Source organism: Bradyrhizobium arachidis (genome assembly GCF_015291705.1).
GTDB classification, from domain to species: Bacteria; Pseudomonadota; Alphaproteobacteria; order Rhizobiales; family Xanthobacteraceae; genus Bradyrhizobium; species Bradyrhizobium arachidis.
This window is the reverse complement of record NZ_CP030050.1, coordinates 2,374,690-2,389,436: the sequence shown is the minus strand read 5'-3', so window position 1 is coordinate 2,389,436 and position 14,747 is coordinate 2,374,690. Positions and strand designations below refer to the sequence as shown.

The window sequence follows — 14,747 nt, the reverse complement described above, 5'->3', positions numbered from 1 at the left end:
ATCAGGGGAGGACAAGCGTGAATCCAGCGAGATTTGGACTGCCGGTCGCGGCTGCCTTGGCGGCAGCGCTATTGCCGGGTGCCGCAATGGCGCAGGTGTCCGACAATGTCGTCAAGATCGGCGTGCTCACCGACATGAACGGCCCCGCCTCCGCGCCGACGGGCCAGGGCTCGGTGACCGCGGCGCAGATGGCGATCGACGATTTCGGCGGCACTGTGCTCGGCAAGCCGATCAGCATCGTGATCGGCGACCACCAGCTCAAGGCCGACATCGGCGCCGGGATCGCGCGGCGCTGGTACGACGTCGACCAGGTCGATCTGATCGTCGACGTGCCGGTCTCCGCCGTTGGCCTTGCGGTGCAGAACATCGCCAACGAGAAGAAAAAGCTGTTCATCACCCACTCCACCGGCACCGCGGATTTCCACGGCAAGTTCTGCTCGCCTTATGCGATGCAATGGGTGTTCGACACCCGCGCGCTCGCGGTCGGCACCGCGGATGCCGTGGTGAAGCGCGGCGGCGACAGCTGGTTCTTCATCACCGACGACTACGCCTTCGGTCACTCCCTCGAACGCGACGCCTCCAGCGTCATCACCGCCAATGGCGGCAAGGTGCTGGGCTCGGTGAAGCCGCCGCTGGCAACACCCGATCTCTCCTCCTTCGTGCTGCAGGCGCAGGCCTCCAAGGCCAAGATCATCGGCATTGCGGCAGGCCCGCCCAACAACATGAACGAGATCAAGACCGGCTCGGAGTTCGGCGTGTTCAAGGGCGGCCAGCAGATGGCGGCGCTGCTGGCGTTGATCACCGACATCCACGGTCTCGGCCTGCAAGCAGCGCAAGGCCTGCTCCTGACGACGTCGTTCTATTGGGACATGGACGACAAGACCCGCGAGTGGTCGAAGCGCTATTTCGCCAAGATGAACAAGATGCCGTCGATGTGGCAAGCCGGCGTCTATTCGAGCGTGATCCACTATCTCAACGCCATCAAGGACGCCGGCACCGACGATCCGCTGAAAGTCGCGGCGAAGATGCGCGAGAAGCCGGTCGAGGATTTCTTCGCCCGCAACGGCAAGATCCGCGAGGACAATCTGATGGTGCACGACCTCTGGCTGGTGCAGGTGAAGACGCCGGAGGAGAGCAAGTACCCGTGGGATTATTACAAGATCCTCACCACGATCTCCGGCGAGAAGGCGTTCGGGCCGCCGGACCCGGCGTGCGCGCTGGTGAAGAAGTGATGATGGCGAGTGGCGAATAGGGAGTGGCGAATAGGGGATGCCTGCATTCGCGACTCGCGACTCGCCATTCGCTATTTCATCACCCCGATCTCGCGAAAATACTTCATCACACCCGGATGGATCAGCTCCGCCTTCGGCGCGGCCGCCACCGTGTTCGCGGCCGTGGTCTCGCAGGCCTGCGCGAGCTGCTTGCAGAAGGTGGCCTCGACGCCGTGCAGCGTCTTCGCCAGGCGATAGGCGACATCGTCGGGCAGGTCCTCGCGGGTGAGGACGAAACTCCAGGAGCCGAGCGAGGCGATCGGCTCGCTCTGCTTCGGATAGGAGCCCGCCGGCACCGTGAGCGGTTTCAGGAACGCATGCTTGGCGCGGATGCGCGCGATCTCCTCCGCGCTGGGCGCGATGAAGCGCGCGCCTGCTGCGCTCGACGCCACCGCGGCAAAGCCGGGCCAGCCGATGCCGGCGCCCCAGAGTGCGGCCACGCGGCTGTCCTCGACCATCGCAGGGCCGTCACCGGCGCGGTCGAGATAGATGGCCTTGAAGTCCTCGTCCTGCTTGAGGCCAAGGCCATCGAGCACATAGCGCGCCAGGATCGGCAGGCCCGAGCCCTTGGCGCCGAACGCGACCGGCTGTCCGACGAGATCGGCAATCGTCTTGTAGGGACTGTCCGCCCGCACCACGAACATGCCGGGGTTGGAATAGATCGCCGTCAAGATCTTCAGCCGCACGGGCGCGCGGCCGATGCCGGCAAAGGCCTCATAGGCCGGCTCGCCCGCGACCAAGGCGAGATCGAGCTCGCCCTTCTCCAGCAGCGGAATGTTCTCGTTGCTGCCCTTGGTGTTGCGCGGCGCGATGGTGATTTGCGGATCAGCCGCGTTCATCACCTCGGCAAAGGCATTGCCATAAAGCGGGAAGCCGCCGCCCGGCGTCGCGGTGCCGAGGCTGAGTGTCGTGCTCGAAATGGCCTTGCCTCCGGTTTGAGCAACGGCGGGGCCGAGGGGCAGCACCGCTGCGAGAAGGAGAATTGCGAATCTCATGGTCAGTCCCGGCGGCCTGCGTCAACACCGACTTGCGGCGATGTAGGCAGCGGCCCGTTTTTGTGAAAGCATGCCCCACAACGACAATAGAACAATGGGAGACGTCATGTTGCGAATTTTGCGTAACGGTTTTTTCGGGCTCACACTTCTCTTAGGTCTTTTCAGCGTCTCCCCTCCCGCCTCCGCCGCCTACCCCGACCGCCCCGTGCACTGGATGATCGGCTTTGCCGCCGGCGGCCCGGTCGACATCGTGGCGCGAATTATGGCGCAGGCGCTGTCTGATCGCCTCGGCCAGCAGTTCATCGTCGAGAACCGCGCCGGCTCCGGCGGCAATATCGCGGCCGCGGCTGCGATCAACGCAGCCCCCGATGGCTACACGCTGCTGTTCGTCGCGCCCAACAACGCGATCTCGACCTCGCTGTACAAGAAGCTGCCGTTCGACTTCCTGCGCGACACCGTGCCGGTGGCGAGCATCATGCAGCTCACCAACATGCTGGTCGTCTCCAACGCGTTTCCGGCCAAGACGGTCCAGGAGTTCATCGACTATTGCAAGGCCAATCCCGGCAAGATCTCCTATGCCTCATCCGGCAACGGCACCTCGGTGCACATGTCGGCCGAGCTGTTCAAGGCGATGACCAAGTGCGACATGATCCACGTGCCCTATCGCGGCTCGGCGATCGCCTTCCCCGACATCATCTCCAACAAGGTGCAGCTGATCTTCGACAATTTGCCCTCCGCGCTCGAGCAGTCGCGCGGCGGCAATGTCCGCGCCCTTGGTGTGACCTCGCCGCAGCGCTGGCCGACCGTGCCTGATGTGCCGGCGATCGCCGAGACCGTGCCCGGCTTCGAATCGGTCGGCTTCTACGGCATCTCCGCGCCCAAGGGCACGCCGAGCGAGGTGATCGAGATCCTCAACAAGGCTGTCGGCGAAGCGCTGAAGGACCCGAAGGTGATCGCGCGGCTGACCGAGAATGGCGGCATCCCCAAGCCCATGGCGCCCGCAGAGTTCGGCAAGCTGGTCGCCGACGAGACCGAGAAGTGGCGCAAAGTGGTGGAGTTCGCCGGGGTCTCGGTCGACTAGGCGGGCCTGGCGGCTCGCAAGCAAGCCATCGGAGGGGCCGCAAGGCCCCTTCACTCAAAAAACGAAAACAACCCCATGCACAGTAGAAAACCAACGCAATTGCAATGGGTTACAAAATCGAACGCGCCTGGCCGCGAAAACCCATTTGATCGTCGGGCAAAACAGGAGCATAAGGGCATCATCGCCGATTTCGGGAATTTAGAAATAACTGACCCAGCCATGCCGGCGTTCCCATCCACGGGTGCCAGCATTGCACCCCCGCCTCCATCCCTGTAAACGAACCGCGCACCGTTGCCGGCCGCGCATTCGCGAAGGGCCGTCCCGCGGCGGGGCCTGTAGCTCAATGGTTAGAGCCGGCCGCTCATAACGGTCTGGTTGCAGGTTCGAGTCCTGCCGGGCCCACCAATGAAATCAGTGACTTATCAAGGCCGGTTTCGTTTCATCGGAAGCACCGCACCAGATATCGCACCAGATACGTGCGCTTTTCGTTCGCTGACTGGGTAGCACTTAGCGATTCTGTCGACGGCATCGGACAAATCGTCGGGATTGTGATGGCCATACGTGTTGACAGCACCTCAAGCTACATCCCGAGATACCCCGCTGCCTGCCACGAATCCGCGCCTCGCTGCATGAGCCAAGTCGCTGCGATCTGTCGCAGCGTAGCACCGATGGATGCTCGTAACTGGACGCCGCGGTAATCGCTCCCTTCTCGAGGAGCGCTCGTCCAACGACAACGCAGGCATAAGGGAGGGACTGGGTCCCCCAACATGCCAACTCGAGCACGGATACCTCGGTCCGGTAGCTTTGGCCGACGCGACCCACGTTTCTGGTTTCAGCCTCCTCAAGGTTAGGAAGTCAATGCCATCGTTTGTCGTCCATGCGCGTTCTCAATCTTAGTCTCAACGTCGTGAGGTTGTGGTCGTTCAGCAGGTCGGTCTGACACAGGCCGAGAAGGCGGCCGCTGTCGACCCCGCGGAGCCGTCGTCATAGGCGCGGAAAAACTCGCCGCGGGCATCGCGTCGTTCGACATCGAAGGAGCGCCGAAGTCAGTTACAAGTGACGAACGTCGTTTTGATGGAAAGCAGACGCTGTCGTTTGATAAGTTAATGAGGAGACTTGTTGGGAAGGCAGAGGCTCGAGGGATTGGGATCTTTGGTATTGTGACGACGTTTGACTGCGATCAAACTTTCATCCTATTCGGGATCTAAAGCTGATCAATAGAGAGCAGGTTGTTGATTGGAAGATTGAACCACGCAAGAGCTTCAAAGGCGACTCATGGCTCGGTCCAAGCGGAAGAGTTTCGACTAACTTGGAGCAATGAAGAAAAGCCCGGCCTCGTGAGAGCCAGCGGCATCGGACAGCGCCAGTGAACCAAACTGGCCCCGCAGTAGGCACGCAGGCGGCCGGATCTCGTGCGGGAGCATCCGTGCTTAGGTGAGCCGACAACGAATGGCGCACGCGAACTTTTCATTGTGAAACACAATGCCGATTAAGCTCGATGCTGCGACGGCGTTGAGCCGCACTTCCCCAACCTGCGGGCGATGTCTGGAGGTTTATTGATTGTCCCGACCGGCTCTTAGCTGGAATAAAAACGTGCGCCCAAACTCCTCCCCTCTGATGGACGATATCTGGGTAGGCGCCATCGGATCGGTCCCGGGAAGCTGTTGGCAACGCTCAAAGCGCGCTCCTCGTCCGTCTCAAGAGCTATTTTTTGGGCGAGCATGACGTCGCCCTCGACCAAGCCACCCAGCGGGACGAAACACCAGCCCCTGTCGAGCCGCCCGTACTCGTCGATCTCGTTGACGTTCCCGGATGTTCCCCGCCGGATGCGATACCGCTTCCCACTGTCGCATCCTACCACATCGAAGTACCCCCTGGTATCGAACGCTGCCCTTTGCTCGGACGAAAGCCAAGAACGCAGCAGTCGTAGCGCACGCCCCTGAATCGTCTTCTCGGCCTTAGCTGCTTGATAAAGCCTGCTAACCGCGACGCTTCGATGGGGCCAAAAGCCGATGCGACGAAGCCTTCTCGTCACCTCGTGATCACCCGCCCACGAGCCGGGGGAAGAACAACGTTTCTTCCGCGATCGGATCGAACGCGGTGATCCTGCTCACCTCACCGGGCCCTTTCCGCACCGCCGCGGTATATCCTTTGAGAGCAAATTGCAGAAAACGCTTCTCCGCCTCTGCCAATGCTTCTGAATTTGAGTTGTCGAAGAAGTGTCGGCTATCGCCGCTATGATCCATCACGATTTGAATTGCCATGCTAAGGCTCCCGATTGCACTTCAGAAGGAATGTGAAAGCCGAGCTCTCGTTCCTAAGCTCGCAATTAACAGCTGTGGGACTTTCCACATTGCAGGTAATACGTTGCACTGGGTGCCGCTCGCTGGCCGGAAAAAAGGCCCCAGCACAACCCGCCGGAGCCGTTGGAGGCCTCGACAGTAATGGGGAGCCGCCGAGGCATGCTAATGTCTAGGAAGATTCGGCAATCGGGTATGTATAACCGGTGTCTCGATCGCTCTCTCTGAGTGAGCGACAGGCTTTGCTTTTCCACACCCACAAGAGGCTGTAGCTCGCGCGGGTTCGAGGCCACCATCGATCTATATTTTGCGAGGTACTTACGATGCCGCTTGAATGGGGGCATGCCTCGCCCAGTCCGACGCCCCAAGCCCACGCATGCTGACGGTCGACAGTTCAAGACCACCTTCGGCGGAGATGCGTGAGACGGGCTTGCGCGGCGTCCTAGTCTACTGCCATTGCGGACACCACGTTGAACTGAGCGCTGATCGCTAGGCTGATGACGTCCGGCTGTCAGATCTCGAGCCGCGGTTTGTCCGTCAGGGGTGCGGCTCTCGGGGAGCCGACGTTCGGCCCCGACTTCGAGCGCGGCGATGCACGACTTGCAATCGTAGACCATCCGGGCAGTGATCAATTCAGATCGAAGTCACAGGTGCAAACCGATAATAAACCGGATGACGAAGAATGAGCCAACGGCGACAACAGCCGTCGCACTGATCGCAAACAGGACTCTCCAAGTCTCGTCCAATCGACGCCTCGTACAGAAACGGTGCCCGTGGTGGCCCCAGCATCGGGCCGGGGGGCATGATGATGCTGGGGCCCCCGGACAGGCTCTTGCCTCCTGGGACAGAGGCCGTCACCCGCGAGACACAAGCACATTTCCGATCAGCTGTTTGTGCGCTTGCCGATTATTCCCGGATGTGTATCCAAATTCCCACAGCTATGCTGACAAAAGGGAAGGGCCGCAGGCGCCGCTCCTGGTAGACTCCTGCGGCCGGCGCCGCGACGTTCCGCAGGATCGGCGCGGGACTCTTGAGGGCTCTAAGATGTCGCTCGGATCGGATCAAGCCGCCTGGCGGTCCTGCGGGCGAACATACCGTTGCCAAATCAATGTCATTCGAAGGATTGCACCTTAGGACCGAACATGGCACGGCTTATTTTCTAGCCCCAGTGCTCCCGGCTGCCGATCCAATTGCGGGTCGGAGCGTAGCGGGCGAATGGCCCGAAAAGTTCCAAATTCGGAATTGGCGAAATGATTCGCGACTGGCGGCATACATGTGTTAGGGAGCTTGCGCATATTCGACTTGTTCTACTTAGATCCTCTTTTACCCCGCAATGTTTTGACAAGTGGCCGCAGCAGGACGACTGCTGCGGCCTTTTGCTGACAGTCGCTCCGGCCGAGCGTTTTCCGTTCAATTGACAACTTTGTGGTTCGTTGCCATTGGAGACAATACCTATGCCTGAAGACAATTGCCTGATTGTCCGTGCTGCCGGGAGGCAACTGGACCTTTTGCGCGACGAAGCCTTCCGTATCGCGAAAGATGCAAATGTTGGCTGGTGGACAGACCGCGCGCAGGTCGGCACTAAGTTCTGCTTTGAAGACGCCAAGGCAAAAGCGTCATTTGCGGCGGCCTGCAACAATCTCGGTATTCCATACAGAGAAAACTAGTCAACGAAAAACCCGCCGGCCTCGACAGCCAGCGGGTTCTCAATGCCCATGCGTACCGCGGTACTCGTCACCAATCCGCGATGATCTATCGTAAGCCGGTATCGGTTCATGCCTGGTTACCGCTCGACGTCGGTGGGCCATGAGGCGCTGCCAGTCTCGTTTTTTGGGTCCTCCGCCGCGGCAACGCGACACTTTGCCGGTCGACCCCGCGGTGAGGGTCTCTGCCACAGTGATTCTGGAGAGACATGCATGTGCGGCGCGTGATGGCCTGAGGATTGAAGCGGTAGCTGGCGAAAGAGCAATGCGAAGCGGTAAGGTTCAAACAATGGGCAACTGCGGGAAGAATTTCCCGCTTGTTCTGCTCGCTTGCCACCGCTGCCTCTGAAAGCGCTGGAGGCGAGCGTAAACCGACTGACGCGTCCGACCTAGCCGTACTCCAATTTCGTCGGCAATGGCTCCGTCGCCAAGAAGGGAGATTAATTGCCCCTCCTCTTCCGGTGACCAAGATCGGCGCAAGTTGCGGCTTTTCGTCAACGTGGCCTCGTCCGAGCTTATGGGCGCGGAGGCGCGGGCTGACGCGATTTGTCGAGAACTCGATTGGGTTGTTCAACCCGCGTCGGGTGCGGCGATCGACTCGGCTCAGATGCGCGGTTGAACCGCACCATCCAAGCGGCTAGACGGGCATAGCTCTGTCGAAGAGCGGTGCCAAACCCTGCAGGTACATCATCGTCGTCCATGCCACAAGAATAGCTCAGGACAGTTTAGAAGTCGTTGCCGAAGGTCCGACGGTAGAGACATCATGAACATGCCACATCGCTGCATTCCGGCCGACAATTTGTGCTGACCGTTCAATCCTTTTGAGATCTGAATCCTATGATCTGCGTGTTTATGCACCTCGCTTTCGAGCATGTTGCTCAAGCTGCTGTTTCAGCAATTGCTGCAGTGGGCTCCAACAGATTTCGCATAGATCGCAGACTTCGTCCGGCATGACCTGCTGATCCCGATCGGCCCAATTGACATTGATATGAGCCCAACCAACATGATTATCCGCTTTCCGTAGGCAACAATCGCAGACGAACGTCGTCTCGGTGCTCATCACCCAACCTCCGGTTCGCTTAGCCGAACAACACAGGCCGGTAGCCTAGGTTCCCGCAGAGGCAAATGGGTTAATGCTCGCATCAGCGGTGCCGCAGACCGCCATGCACATTTGGAGCGCGGGGCTTCGTGCTTCCCGACCGCCGCTTCGACCTCCCCGCCATGGCAGACGGCTATGTCGTGGAAACCAAGCGCTGGACCTAAAGCGCGATGAGATCAGGATGAATCGTCATCGCGCTTTAGGTTATTGTTTGAGCATGATCTTTTCGAAAAACCGCTGCGCACTTTTCCGGATCATCCTCTAAAACGGCGGTCAAGTGGCCGATTAGCGGATCCGGAGTGTCTCGCAGCAACTCCGATCGAAACCATCTCATGGGATCCGGCAATTCTTAAAGTCCGGGACTTCGAGATGCGCCAGTGGCCGCCAGGCCTCAGACGAGCAACATTGTTCAGCATTAAACCGCCAGACAGCCCCGGCCGGGGAGGCGTTTGCGGGTGTAGGCCGGGCCGCTGTGGGGTCCGGGTTGCGCCAAGCAGACGCGAGCCTACCCACATGGCGAAAAGCACCCCTGTTCACTTTCGCACAGTTCCGTCGCCTATTTTTGCCGCTCGTACATTCGCCGGTGTTACACTCATAATGGCGTCGCGGTAGCCGGCGACTAAGAGCGTGTTTTGAGCAGGTCAACGTAGCGCGCGTGCAATGTTACAAAGCGCTTGGCTCCGTCGAGGAGCACTTTGACCTGAGTCGCCGTTGCCCCTTGGCCAACGATAATACCGATCCGACCACTCAGGCGCGGCCCGGCCGAAGCAGCAACAACAATCCTGCGCCCAGTCATCAGCTCTTCTTTGATAACAAATAGGTCTGCGGACTTCGGCAAGTTACGGTTTGTGCTCCGGGGCATGGCTTGTTCACCACCATCTATCGACGTTGAACCCGCGATTGACGGTGCACGCCTCGGTCGCGACCGCAAAGAGGCCGACAGGAGCGATCCCCAACATTAGGCGGTCCGCTACAGTTGTCCACCGCCCTAGTCGCGGGTAATCGGCGCGTATTGAATATGGGTGTCTTGACGACCCCGGTGCTACCAAGCCGCCCTCGGCATAATCCATGTTATTGATGCCGAACTCGCGATCTGATCCCACTTAAAAGAGAGGCGAATCACATGGGCGAGCAACAAGCCCCCTTTGAGATGAGTTATTGGCTGACGTCCCAGCTGCGAAGATTCGCACCAAGAGCTGCTAGCCGTCGTGCTTGATTTCGTAGACCCAATCCGGCTCTACCGGTGCGGTCTTGGCGACCGTGGCGATGCAGGGTTCAATGAAACTGGGAGCGGGGCGTACGCTGAAACTGGATCGCCATCGGTTGAGGCAAGTTCTATTTTTCCAGTCGCGGGAGCCGACCTTCCGGGGCTCCCGCTTCCGTTGTGTCCGGGTTGGCGACGATCCGGACGGCGTTGCCTTCCGAGACAGATGCATTCTATAGTCATTCTCATTCATGGAACTAAGCCGAAGGTTGAACGTTTTGATCGTTTTTATGGCCCTCGGAGGCAAGATGATTTCCGCCGCGCATTGCTTAGAGTTTGCACGTCAGTACAGAGCCCTCTCCCAGAACCCCAACACTTCCCCAGACCGCGCCTTCCTGACGAAGAACATAGCTCGGAGCCTTACCGGGTTGGCGGGTCAATTGGATCGGCTTGATGCGCTTACAAGGGAGGAGCAGCAAAGATGCCCCGCGCCGGGGGCTCCTTAGAAGTTAAAGCTGGAACTAAGGTCTTTGTGCGCTACCTACCGCACCATCACCGGCCAAGGCTCTGCCCGTAGGCGTCAGTGGCTGGATTCGGACAACATCGGCGCAGATTCGCAAGGCGCTTGATAGTTCAAAGGTCTAAGTCCGAAATAACTTATGTTCCTGCGATGATCTGCACGCGGACGTACAATCAATACCCATCAGCAGAAGGAACATGCGATGGGATTGAAGCGACGGCGATTCAAGCAGACGGATTCTCTGGAAATGCGACTCGAGCAATTTGCACAGGATATGCGTGAGCGGGCAGATGGAAAGCCTCCCGGCAACGAGCGCAATGCCTTGCTCAAGCGAGCACGCAATGCAGATCAAGCAATCGACATTGAGCGGCAACTTCGTCAGGACCACTAGGAACGCCCAAGAGAGAAGCGGTTTAGCCTGGCTCCTCCTTCGGAAAACTCTTGCCCTCCCTGCTCCCTGGCAAATCGCCGCTTGATTGCCGATCCGGCCATGTTGAGAATCCAGCCCTCCAAGCGCGCCGATGGCCGCACATCGTCACTGGTGGCCGGAAGCCGCGTTGTTTTTGCTAAGCTCAAAAAACGGGAAGTAGGCGACGATCAGGAAGAAAGCGAACGTTCGAAGCTCCTTAGCGCGCAGCTCGGGGTGCCTACAACTGCCTTTCGTCGACGCTTAACTGAGATGCTGCGCAACGCGCGTAGGCCACCGCTTATATCCATTGCCTTTATGCACCATCGCGCTCGCGGGTGAGTCCTTCCAGGCGAGTCGGCATTGGTAACCAGAGACCTGGCGCCCATCTCGAGCGTCGCAAATGATCGATCTCAGGGCCATGACGATGTGGCAAAGCACGATGACCGCGCGCGGATGGGCCTGCAATGACTTCCTCCTTTCAGAAGCAAGCGTCGGAAAGCGCACCGCTTCGGCAACCGGCGCCGCAACAGACCATGTCATTCGGAGTCGCCCAACCCCAGGCCGTCAATCAGCGCTGACGAAGGGCGCGTGCAGATTCTTCTTTAGCTAGAAATTGTGTCCCGAAGTCTGTTCAAGCTGGACGCCTGCTGAGCCCTTTTCTCACTTGCAGCGGCTGATTCGCCTACGCTCATGGAGCCTGGGGGATGCTGCGAGCCGCCCAATACTTGCGCATGTCCTCCGATAACCAGCGCTACTCAACTGCAAATCAGCGGAATGCAATTGCCGAGTACGCGAGCCAGCACGGACACAAAATTGTGGCGTCATACATCGACGCCGGAAAAAGTGGACTGTCGCTAAGAGGCCGCGACGCACTCAAGAATCTGGTTAGCGATGCACTGGCGGTTCAGCGCAAATTCGAAGCGATCCTGGTTGTTGACGTCAAAGATGGGCCCGCTTTCAGAATCCCGACCAGGCCGCCCACTATGAGTTCCTTTGCAGGCAAGCTGGGGTACGCGTGATGCTACTGCGGCGAACCGTTCGGTGACGATGTGACTTCCATCACCACCATCATCAAACATCTGAAACGGGTGATGGCTGGAGAATATAGCCGCGAACTTTCCGAGAAAATGCCCCGTAAGCGCCAGCAGGCCCAATTAGATATCGACGGGCGGCACGTTGATCTACGGCTTCCGTCGTCTGTTGGTCGATGCTGAGCAGAGTGCTCGGCAGGTCCTGCAACGTGGAGAAAGGAAGGCGCTCACCACCGACAAGGTCATGGTCATCCCAGGACCACCGGAATAACTTGAGGTGATTAGGCGACTTTTTTTCGGATGTACGTGCGCCAGAAGCTCTCGATTGCCGTCCCGGCGCCGGAAACCATCCTCAGCTACTTCGGTTCGCTCCGAAGGGCGTATGAGGCCATTGGATAGACTCCGCCGCCGATACCTCCGTTCGGTATGAATGCGCTGCATTGGAGCAAGAAGGAGATATTGGCCGGCTTGCGGAAGCTCTATGCTGAGCACGGGCAGATCACCACCGGTCTCATTGATGGCGCGCCCGACCTGCCGTCCAATAATCTCATTCGCCGTTACTTCGGCTCAAGGACAGCAGCAATGAAACAGGCCGGCTTTCCTGTTTTATCCCGCAGCAAAATTCAGCAGCGTCTGTGGAAGGGCAGGAAAAGACGCCAAGTGCGATGAATTCTATCATGGCGTTCGTTGGACGGAGGTGAGCCTACTACAGGCCTTGCGCCAGCTTGAGGAGCAGAACGGCTACATATCGGCGACGCTGCTCGACCAGAACGGTGTTACTCCGAGCGCCTACCATTTTACGAAGCCCTTCGGTACGAATGCAAGGACCTTGGCGGACTTGCCACCCCGGACGGCCTCCGACGTCATGAAGGCCGTCTTGAAGCGGAAGGAGGAAGGCAGGGCGATCATTGGACGTCAGCCCCGACTTCAAGGGCAGCGCGCCCGTCTATGGTATCGCTCAGAAGACATCCTCGTTGGACTGAAGCGGCTAGCGGAACAAAAGGGCCGGGTTTCAGCCCGACTTATCGATGAGGACTCTGACCTGCCTTCGTGTGGCACAGTGGTTCGTCACTCCGGCTCACTCACGGCCGCCTACGAATTGATCAGCCTGGTGCGTCTTGCGGGAAAGCCAGTGCGGTTTGGCTTGCCGCCGAAGGCGAAGCAGTCGTGGCTGTGCCCTAGGCTTACACGACGAGCTGCGAAGCAGCCCTTTGCTGCGGTTAACCCGGACCTGTGGCTCAAAAAGTTGGTAACAGTGTCGCGAAAACCCCTGAACTCGCTTGAAGCGCGCAAGTTGCCCACTTCGTCGCACACCAAGGATAAATTGAGAGTCTGAGGGCCCTGCCGGGCTCACCAAAAAAGTCCGTAACTCATTCAGGCGCCATTTCGCCGGATCGGAATCACCGCACCAGATACGTGGGCTTTTCGTTCCCCAGCCGGATTTCGACTGGTGATTTTTTCCACGGCATCGGACAAAAAATCGGGGTGGTGATGACCATAGGTGTTGAGCAAGACCTCTAGCGACATGCCAAGATAGCCAGCTGCCTGCCAAGGGTCCGTACCTCTCTGCATGAGCCAAGTCGCAGCTGTGTGCCGCAAAGTGTGAGGGGAGATTCGCGGGCCGAGGCCTGCGAGCCTGACTGCACTCTTGAATGCAGTCTTGACTGACGTCACAGCCTTCCCATTGTACTCCACGAAATGCTTCGCCTCTGGACTAGCTCGGTGCCAGCGCCGCAGGTGCGCGAGCAAGCGCAAGGGGATCGGCACGGTGGGTTGCCGTTTGTTGGTTTTCGCGCTGCCCTGCTTCAGGCGGTAGTAGCGGCCGCGCTCTAAGTCGACGTAAGAGCGACCAATCGCGGGAATGGGAGATGCAGCTGCGATAGCTCCAGCACGAGTTCCGCTGTAGATCCCCAACAAAATGAACCGTGCAAGATGGCGTAGCGGACGCTTGCTTGTCGGGACCTTCAGGTCGTCGGTCGGCCGACGCGAGCCCTTCTGCATTTCACGATAGCGCCAGCACGTCCAAATCAGTTTGGCCGCATCGCTGCGCGTCAGCCACTGGTCTCGAGGCTGGCCTCTCTCTGGTAGTGAGATCTTCACGATTTCCCGGTGAAATCCTTCGGCTGCATGGTGGCCAATCGCAGCTCGTAGGTCTTCAAGGTCTCGCCGAGCGCCTCCCTTTTTGCCGCGCCACTTGGTGTAGGAGCGACATGCCTCCCCATTGACCTCGCCAAGCATTTTTGCTCCCCACCATTCGTTTAATCGTTCTATTCGTTTCTTGAACTTGCGGATATCGGGGATGGTGTCCTCATTTTCGCAATCAGCGTTGAAACGACAGCGAAGCTTGTCCAGTTGTGCATCCAAATAAATTGAGAGGACATCCGCGATTGCGATATCGTCTATGTGGCGGACGCGTCGCTTGGGGGTATGTTTGGAGCTTATGTAATCCCTTAGTTTTTCCTCCGCGGCCGCAATCTCATCTGCAGCGCAGCCTGTGCCGACATCCCGGCCGTTGTCTCTGATGATCCAGGTTGCTTGGTGGGTGATCTTTCCCCTCTTGTTTCGGCGGGCGGCCTTAAGCTGAAGTCTGGCGCCCTTGCTTCTTCGCGGCATAGCTCTCGCATCCGTCCGATATGAGCCAGCGTTGTAAATTCCTTGCCGGCAATCTTCTCAATAACCAATCGGTTACGATCGCGCTCGCGACGTAAGCCCGCGACCGTCATTCCTCCCAAAGGAAACGCGATCTTCACGGCATCAGCAAGGCGAAGAGGGGTATCGGGTGTAATTTCAGGTTGCGTTCGATTTGTCATCGACGCCTTATCGAATATTGTAGAGCGGAAGCTTACTCGTGCTGCAACATTCGTCGCGGAGACCTACTCCGTGGGCAAGCTCAGCCCCACCTCTATCGCGCACTCGAGCGTAAAATCGTACAAATAAGTAAAGACGACAACAGCGGTAGGGAATCAGTAAAGCTCACACTCGGGTCTCGGCACGATTCAAGAACGGGCCGTTCCGGATGAAGCGTAGGGTGCTATGGTCGAGGCAATTAGTTATGGATCCAAAGTTACTGTCGAGCCGATTCCCACGCAGACCTACCATCGCAGTTTAGGGACGTTTGGACCAAGGAACTCGTT

At 58.8% G+C, this 14,747-nt stretch carries 10 protein-coding genes and 1 tRNA gene; 7 read left to right on the top strand and 4 right to left on the bottom strand.

Annotated elements, in window-relative coordinates; all coding sequences use genetic code 11:
• The first annotated feature begins 17 nt into the window (after window positions 1-17).
• Complete coding sequence (locus tag WN72_RS11000; protein ID WP_092217523.1) at window positions 18-1,232, top strand: ABC transporter substrate-binding protein; 1,215 nt, start codon at window positions 18-20, stop codon at window positions 1,230-1,232.
• A gap of 71 nt (window positions 1,233-1,303) precedes the next feature.
• On the opposite strand, the gene WN72_RS10995 is transcribed toward WN72_RS11000, so the two are convergent.
• Window positions 1,304-2,266 carry a TAXI family TRAP transporter solute-binding subunit gene (locus WN72_RS10995; protein ID WP_092217522.1) on the bottom strand — a complete coding sequence of 321 codons (963 nt, stop codon included), beginning with the start codon at window positions 2,264-2,266 and terminating at the stop codon, window positions 1,304-1,306.
• A gap of 106 nt (window positions 2,267-2,372) precedes the next feature.
• Here WN72_RS10995 and WN72_RS10990 point away from each other — a divergent pair, with 106 nt between their 5' ends.
• Together WN72_RS10990 and WN72_RS10985 are read left to right on the top strand one after the other, a co-directional pair.
• The gene (locus tag WN72_RS10990; RefSeq protein WP_167380969.1) at window positions 2,373-3,347 is read left to right on the top strand and encodes a Bug family tripartite tricarboxylate transporter substrate binding protein; all 975 of its coding nucleotides are present in this window, start codon (window positions 2,373-2,375) and stop codon (window positions 3,345-3,347) included.
• A 329-nt stretch (window positions 3,348-3,676) separates the two neighbouring features.
• A tRNA-Ile gene (locus tag WN72_RS10985) sits at window positions 3,677-3,752 on the top strand.
• Window positions 3,753-4,923: 1,171 nt separating this feature from the next.
• Here the strand turns inward: WN72_RS10985 and WN72_RS46870 are convergent.
• On the bottom strand, window positions 4,924-5,382 hold the full coding sequence (locus tag WN72_RS46870; RefSeq protein WP_092217519.1) for a hypothetical protein: 459 nt from the start codon (window positions 5,380-5,382) through the stop codon (window positions 4,924-4,926).
• Window positions 5,383-5,389: 7 nt separating this feature from the next.
• Window positions 5,390-5,611 carry a hypothetical protein gene (locus WN72_RS10980; protein WP_092217518.1) on the bottom strand — a complete coding sequence of 74 codons (222 nt, stop codon included), beginning with the start codon at window positions 5,609-5,611 and terminating at the stop codon, window positions 5,390-5,392.
• A 1,490-nt stretch (window positions 5,612-7,101) separates the two neighbouring features.
• Here WN72_RS10980 and WN72_RS10975 point away from each other — a divergent pair.
• The 4 genes from WN72_RS10975 (at window position 7,102) to WN72_RS10960 (ending at window position 12,282) form a co-directional block, all read left to right on the top strand.
• Entirely contained in the window at window positions 7,102-7,314 is a 213-nt protein-coding gene (locus WN72_RS10975; protein ID WP_092217517.1) for a hypothetical protein, read from the top strand.
• 3,061 nt (window positions 7,315-10,375) lie between these two features.
• Complete coding sequence (locus WN72_RS10970; RefSeq protein ID WP_194389417.1) at window positions 10,376-10,564, top strand: hypothetical protein; 189 nt, start codon at window positions 10,376-10,378, stop codon at window positions 10,562-10,564.
• A 722-nt stretch (window positions 10,565-11,286) separates the two neighbouring features.
• On the top strand, window positions 11,287-11,601 hold the full coding sequence (locus tag WN72_RS10965) for a recombinase family protein (protein WP_092217515.1): 315 nt from the start codon (window positions 11,287-11,289) through the stop codon (window positions 11,599-11,601).
• 438 nt (window positions 11,602-12,039) lie between these two features.
• Window positions 12,040-12,282 (top strand): hypothetical protein, encoded by a 243-nt coding sequence (locus WN72_RS10960; RefSeq protein WP_092217514.1) that lies wholly within the window; start codon window positions 12,040-12,042, stop codon window positions 12,280-12,282.
• A 705-nt stretch (window positions 12,283-12,987) separates the two neighbouring features.
• Here the strand turns inward: WN72_RS10960 and WN72_RS10955 are convergent.
• Window positions 12,988-14,226: a tyrosine-type recombinase/integrase gene (locus tag WN72_RS10955; RefSeq protein ID WP_167380968.1), complete on the bottom strand. Its 1,239-nt coding sequence runs from the start codon at window positions 14,224-14,226 to the stop codon at window positions 12,988-12,990.
• Between the last annotated feature and the right edge of the window lie 521 nt (window positions 14,227-14,747).

What these genes read in the sequence shown, in the direction of transcription:
- WN72_RS10980 (WP_092217518.1), bottom strand. Translation starts at nt 5,611, where the DNA reads ATGGCAATTCAAATCGTGATGGATCATAGCGGCGATAGCCGACACTTC.
- WN72_RS10995 (WP_092217522.1), bottom strand. Translation starts at nt 2,266, where the DNA reads ATGAGATTCGCAATTCTCCTTCTCGCAGCGGTGCTGCCCCTCGGCCCC.
- WN72_RS10960 (WP_092217514.1), top strand. Translation starts at nt 12,040, where the DNA reads ATGAATGCGCTGCATTGGAGCAAGAAGGAGATATTGGCCGGCTTGCGG.
- WN72_RS10975 (WP_092217517.1), top strand. Translation starts at nt 7,102, where the DNA reads ATGCCTGAAGACAATTGCCTGATTGTCCGTGCTGCCGGGAGGCAACTG.
- WN72_RS10955 (WP_167380968.1), bottom strand. Translation starts at nt 14,226, where the DNA reads ATGCCGCGAAGAAGCAAGGGCGCCAGACTTCAGCTTAAGGCCGCCCGC.
- WN72_RS10970 (WP_194389417.1), top strand. Translation starts at nt 10,376, where the DNA reads ATGGGATTGAAGCGACGGCGATTCAAGCAGACGGATTCTCTGGAAATG.
- WN72_RS10990 (WP_167380969.1), top strand. Translation starts at nt 2,373, where the DNA reads ATGTTGCGAATTTTGCGTAACGGTTTTTTCGGGCTCACACTTCTCTTA.
- WN72_RS10965 (WP_092217515.1), top strand. Translation starts at nt 11,287, where the DNA reads ATGCTGCGAGCCGCCCAATACTTGCGCATGTCCTCCGATAACCAGCGC.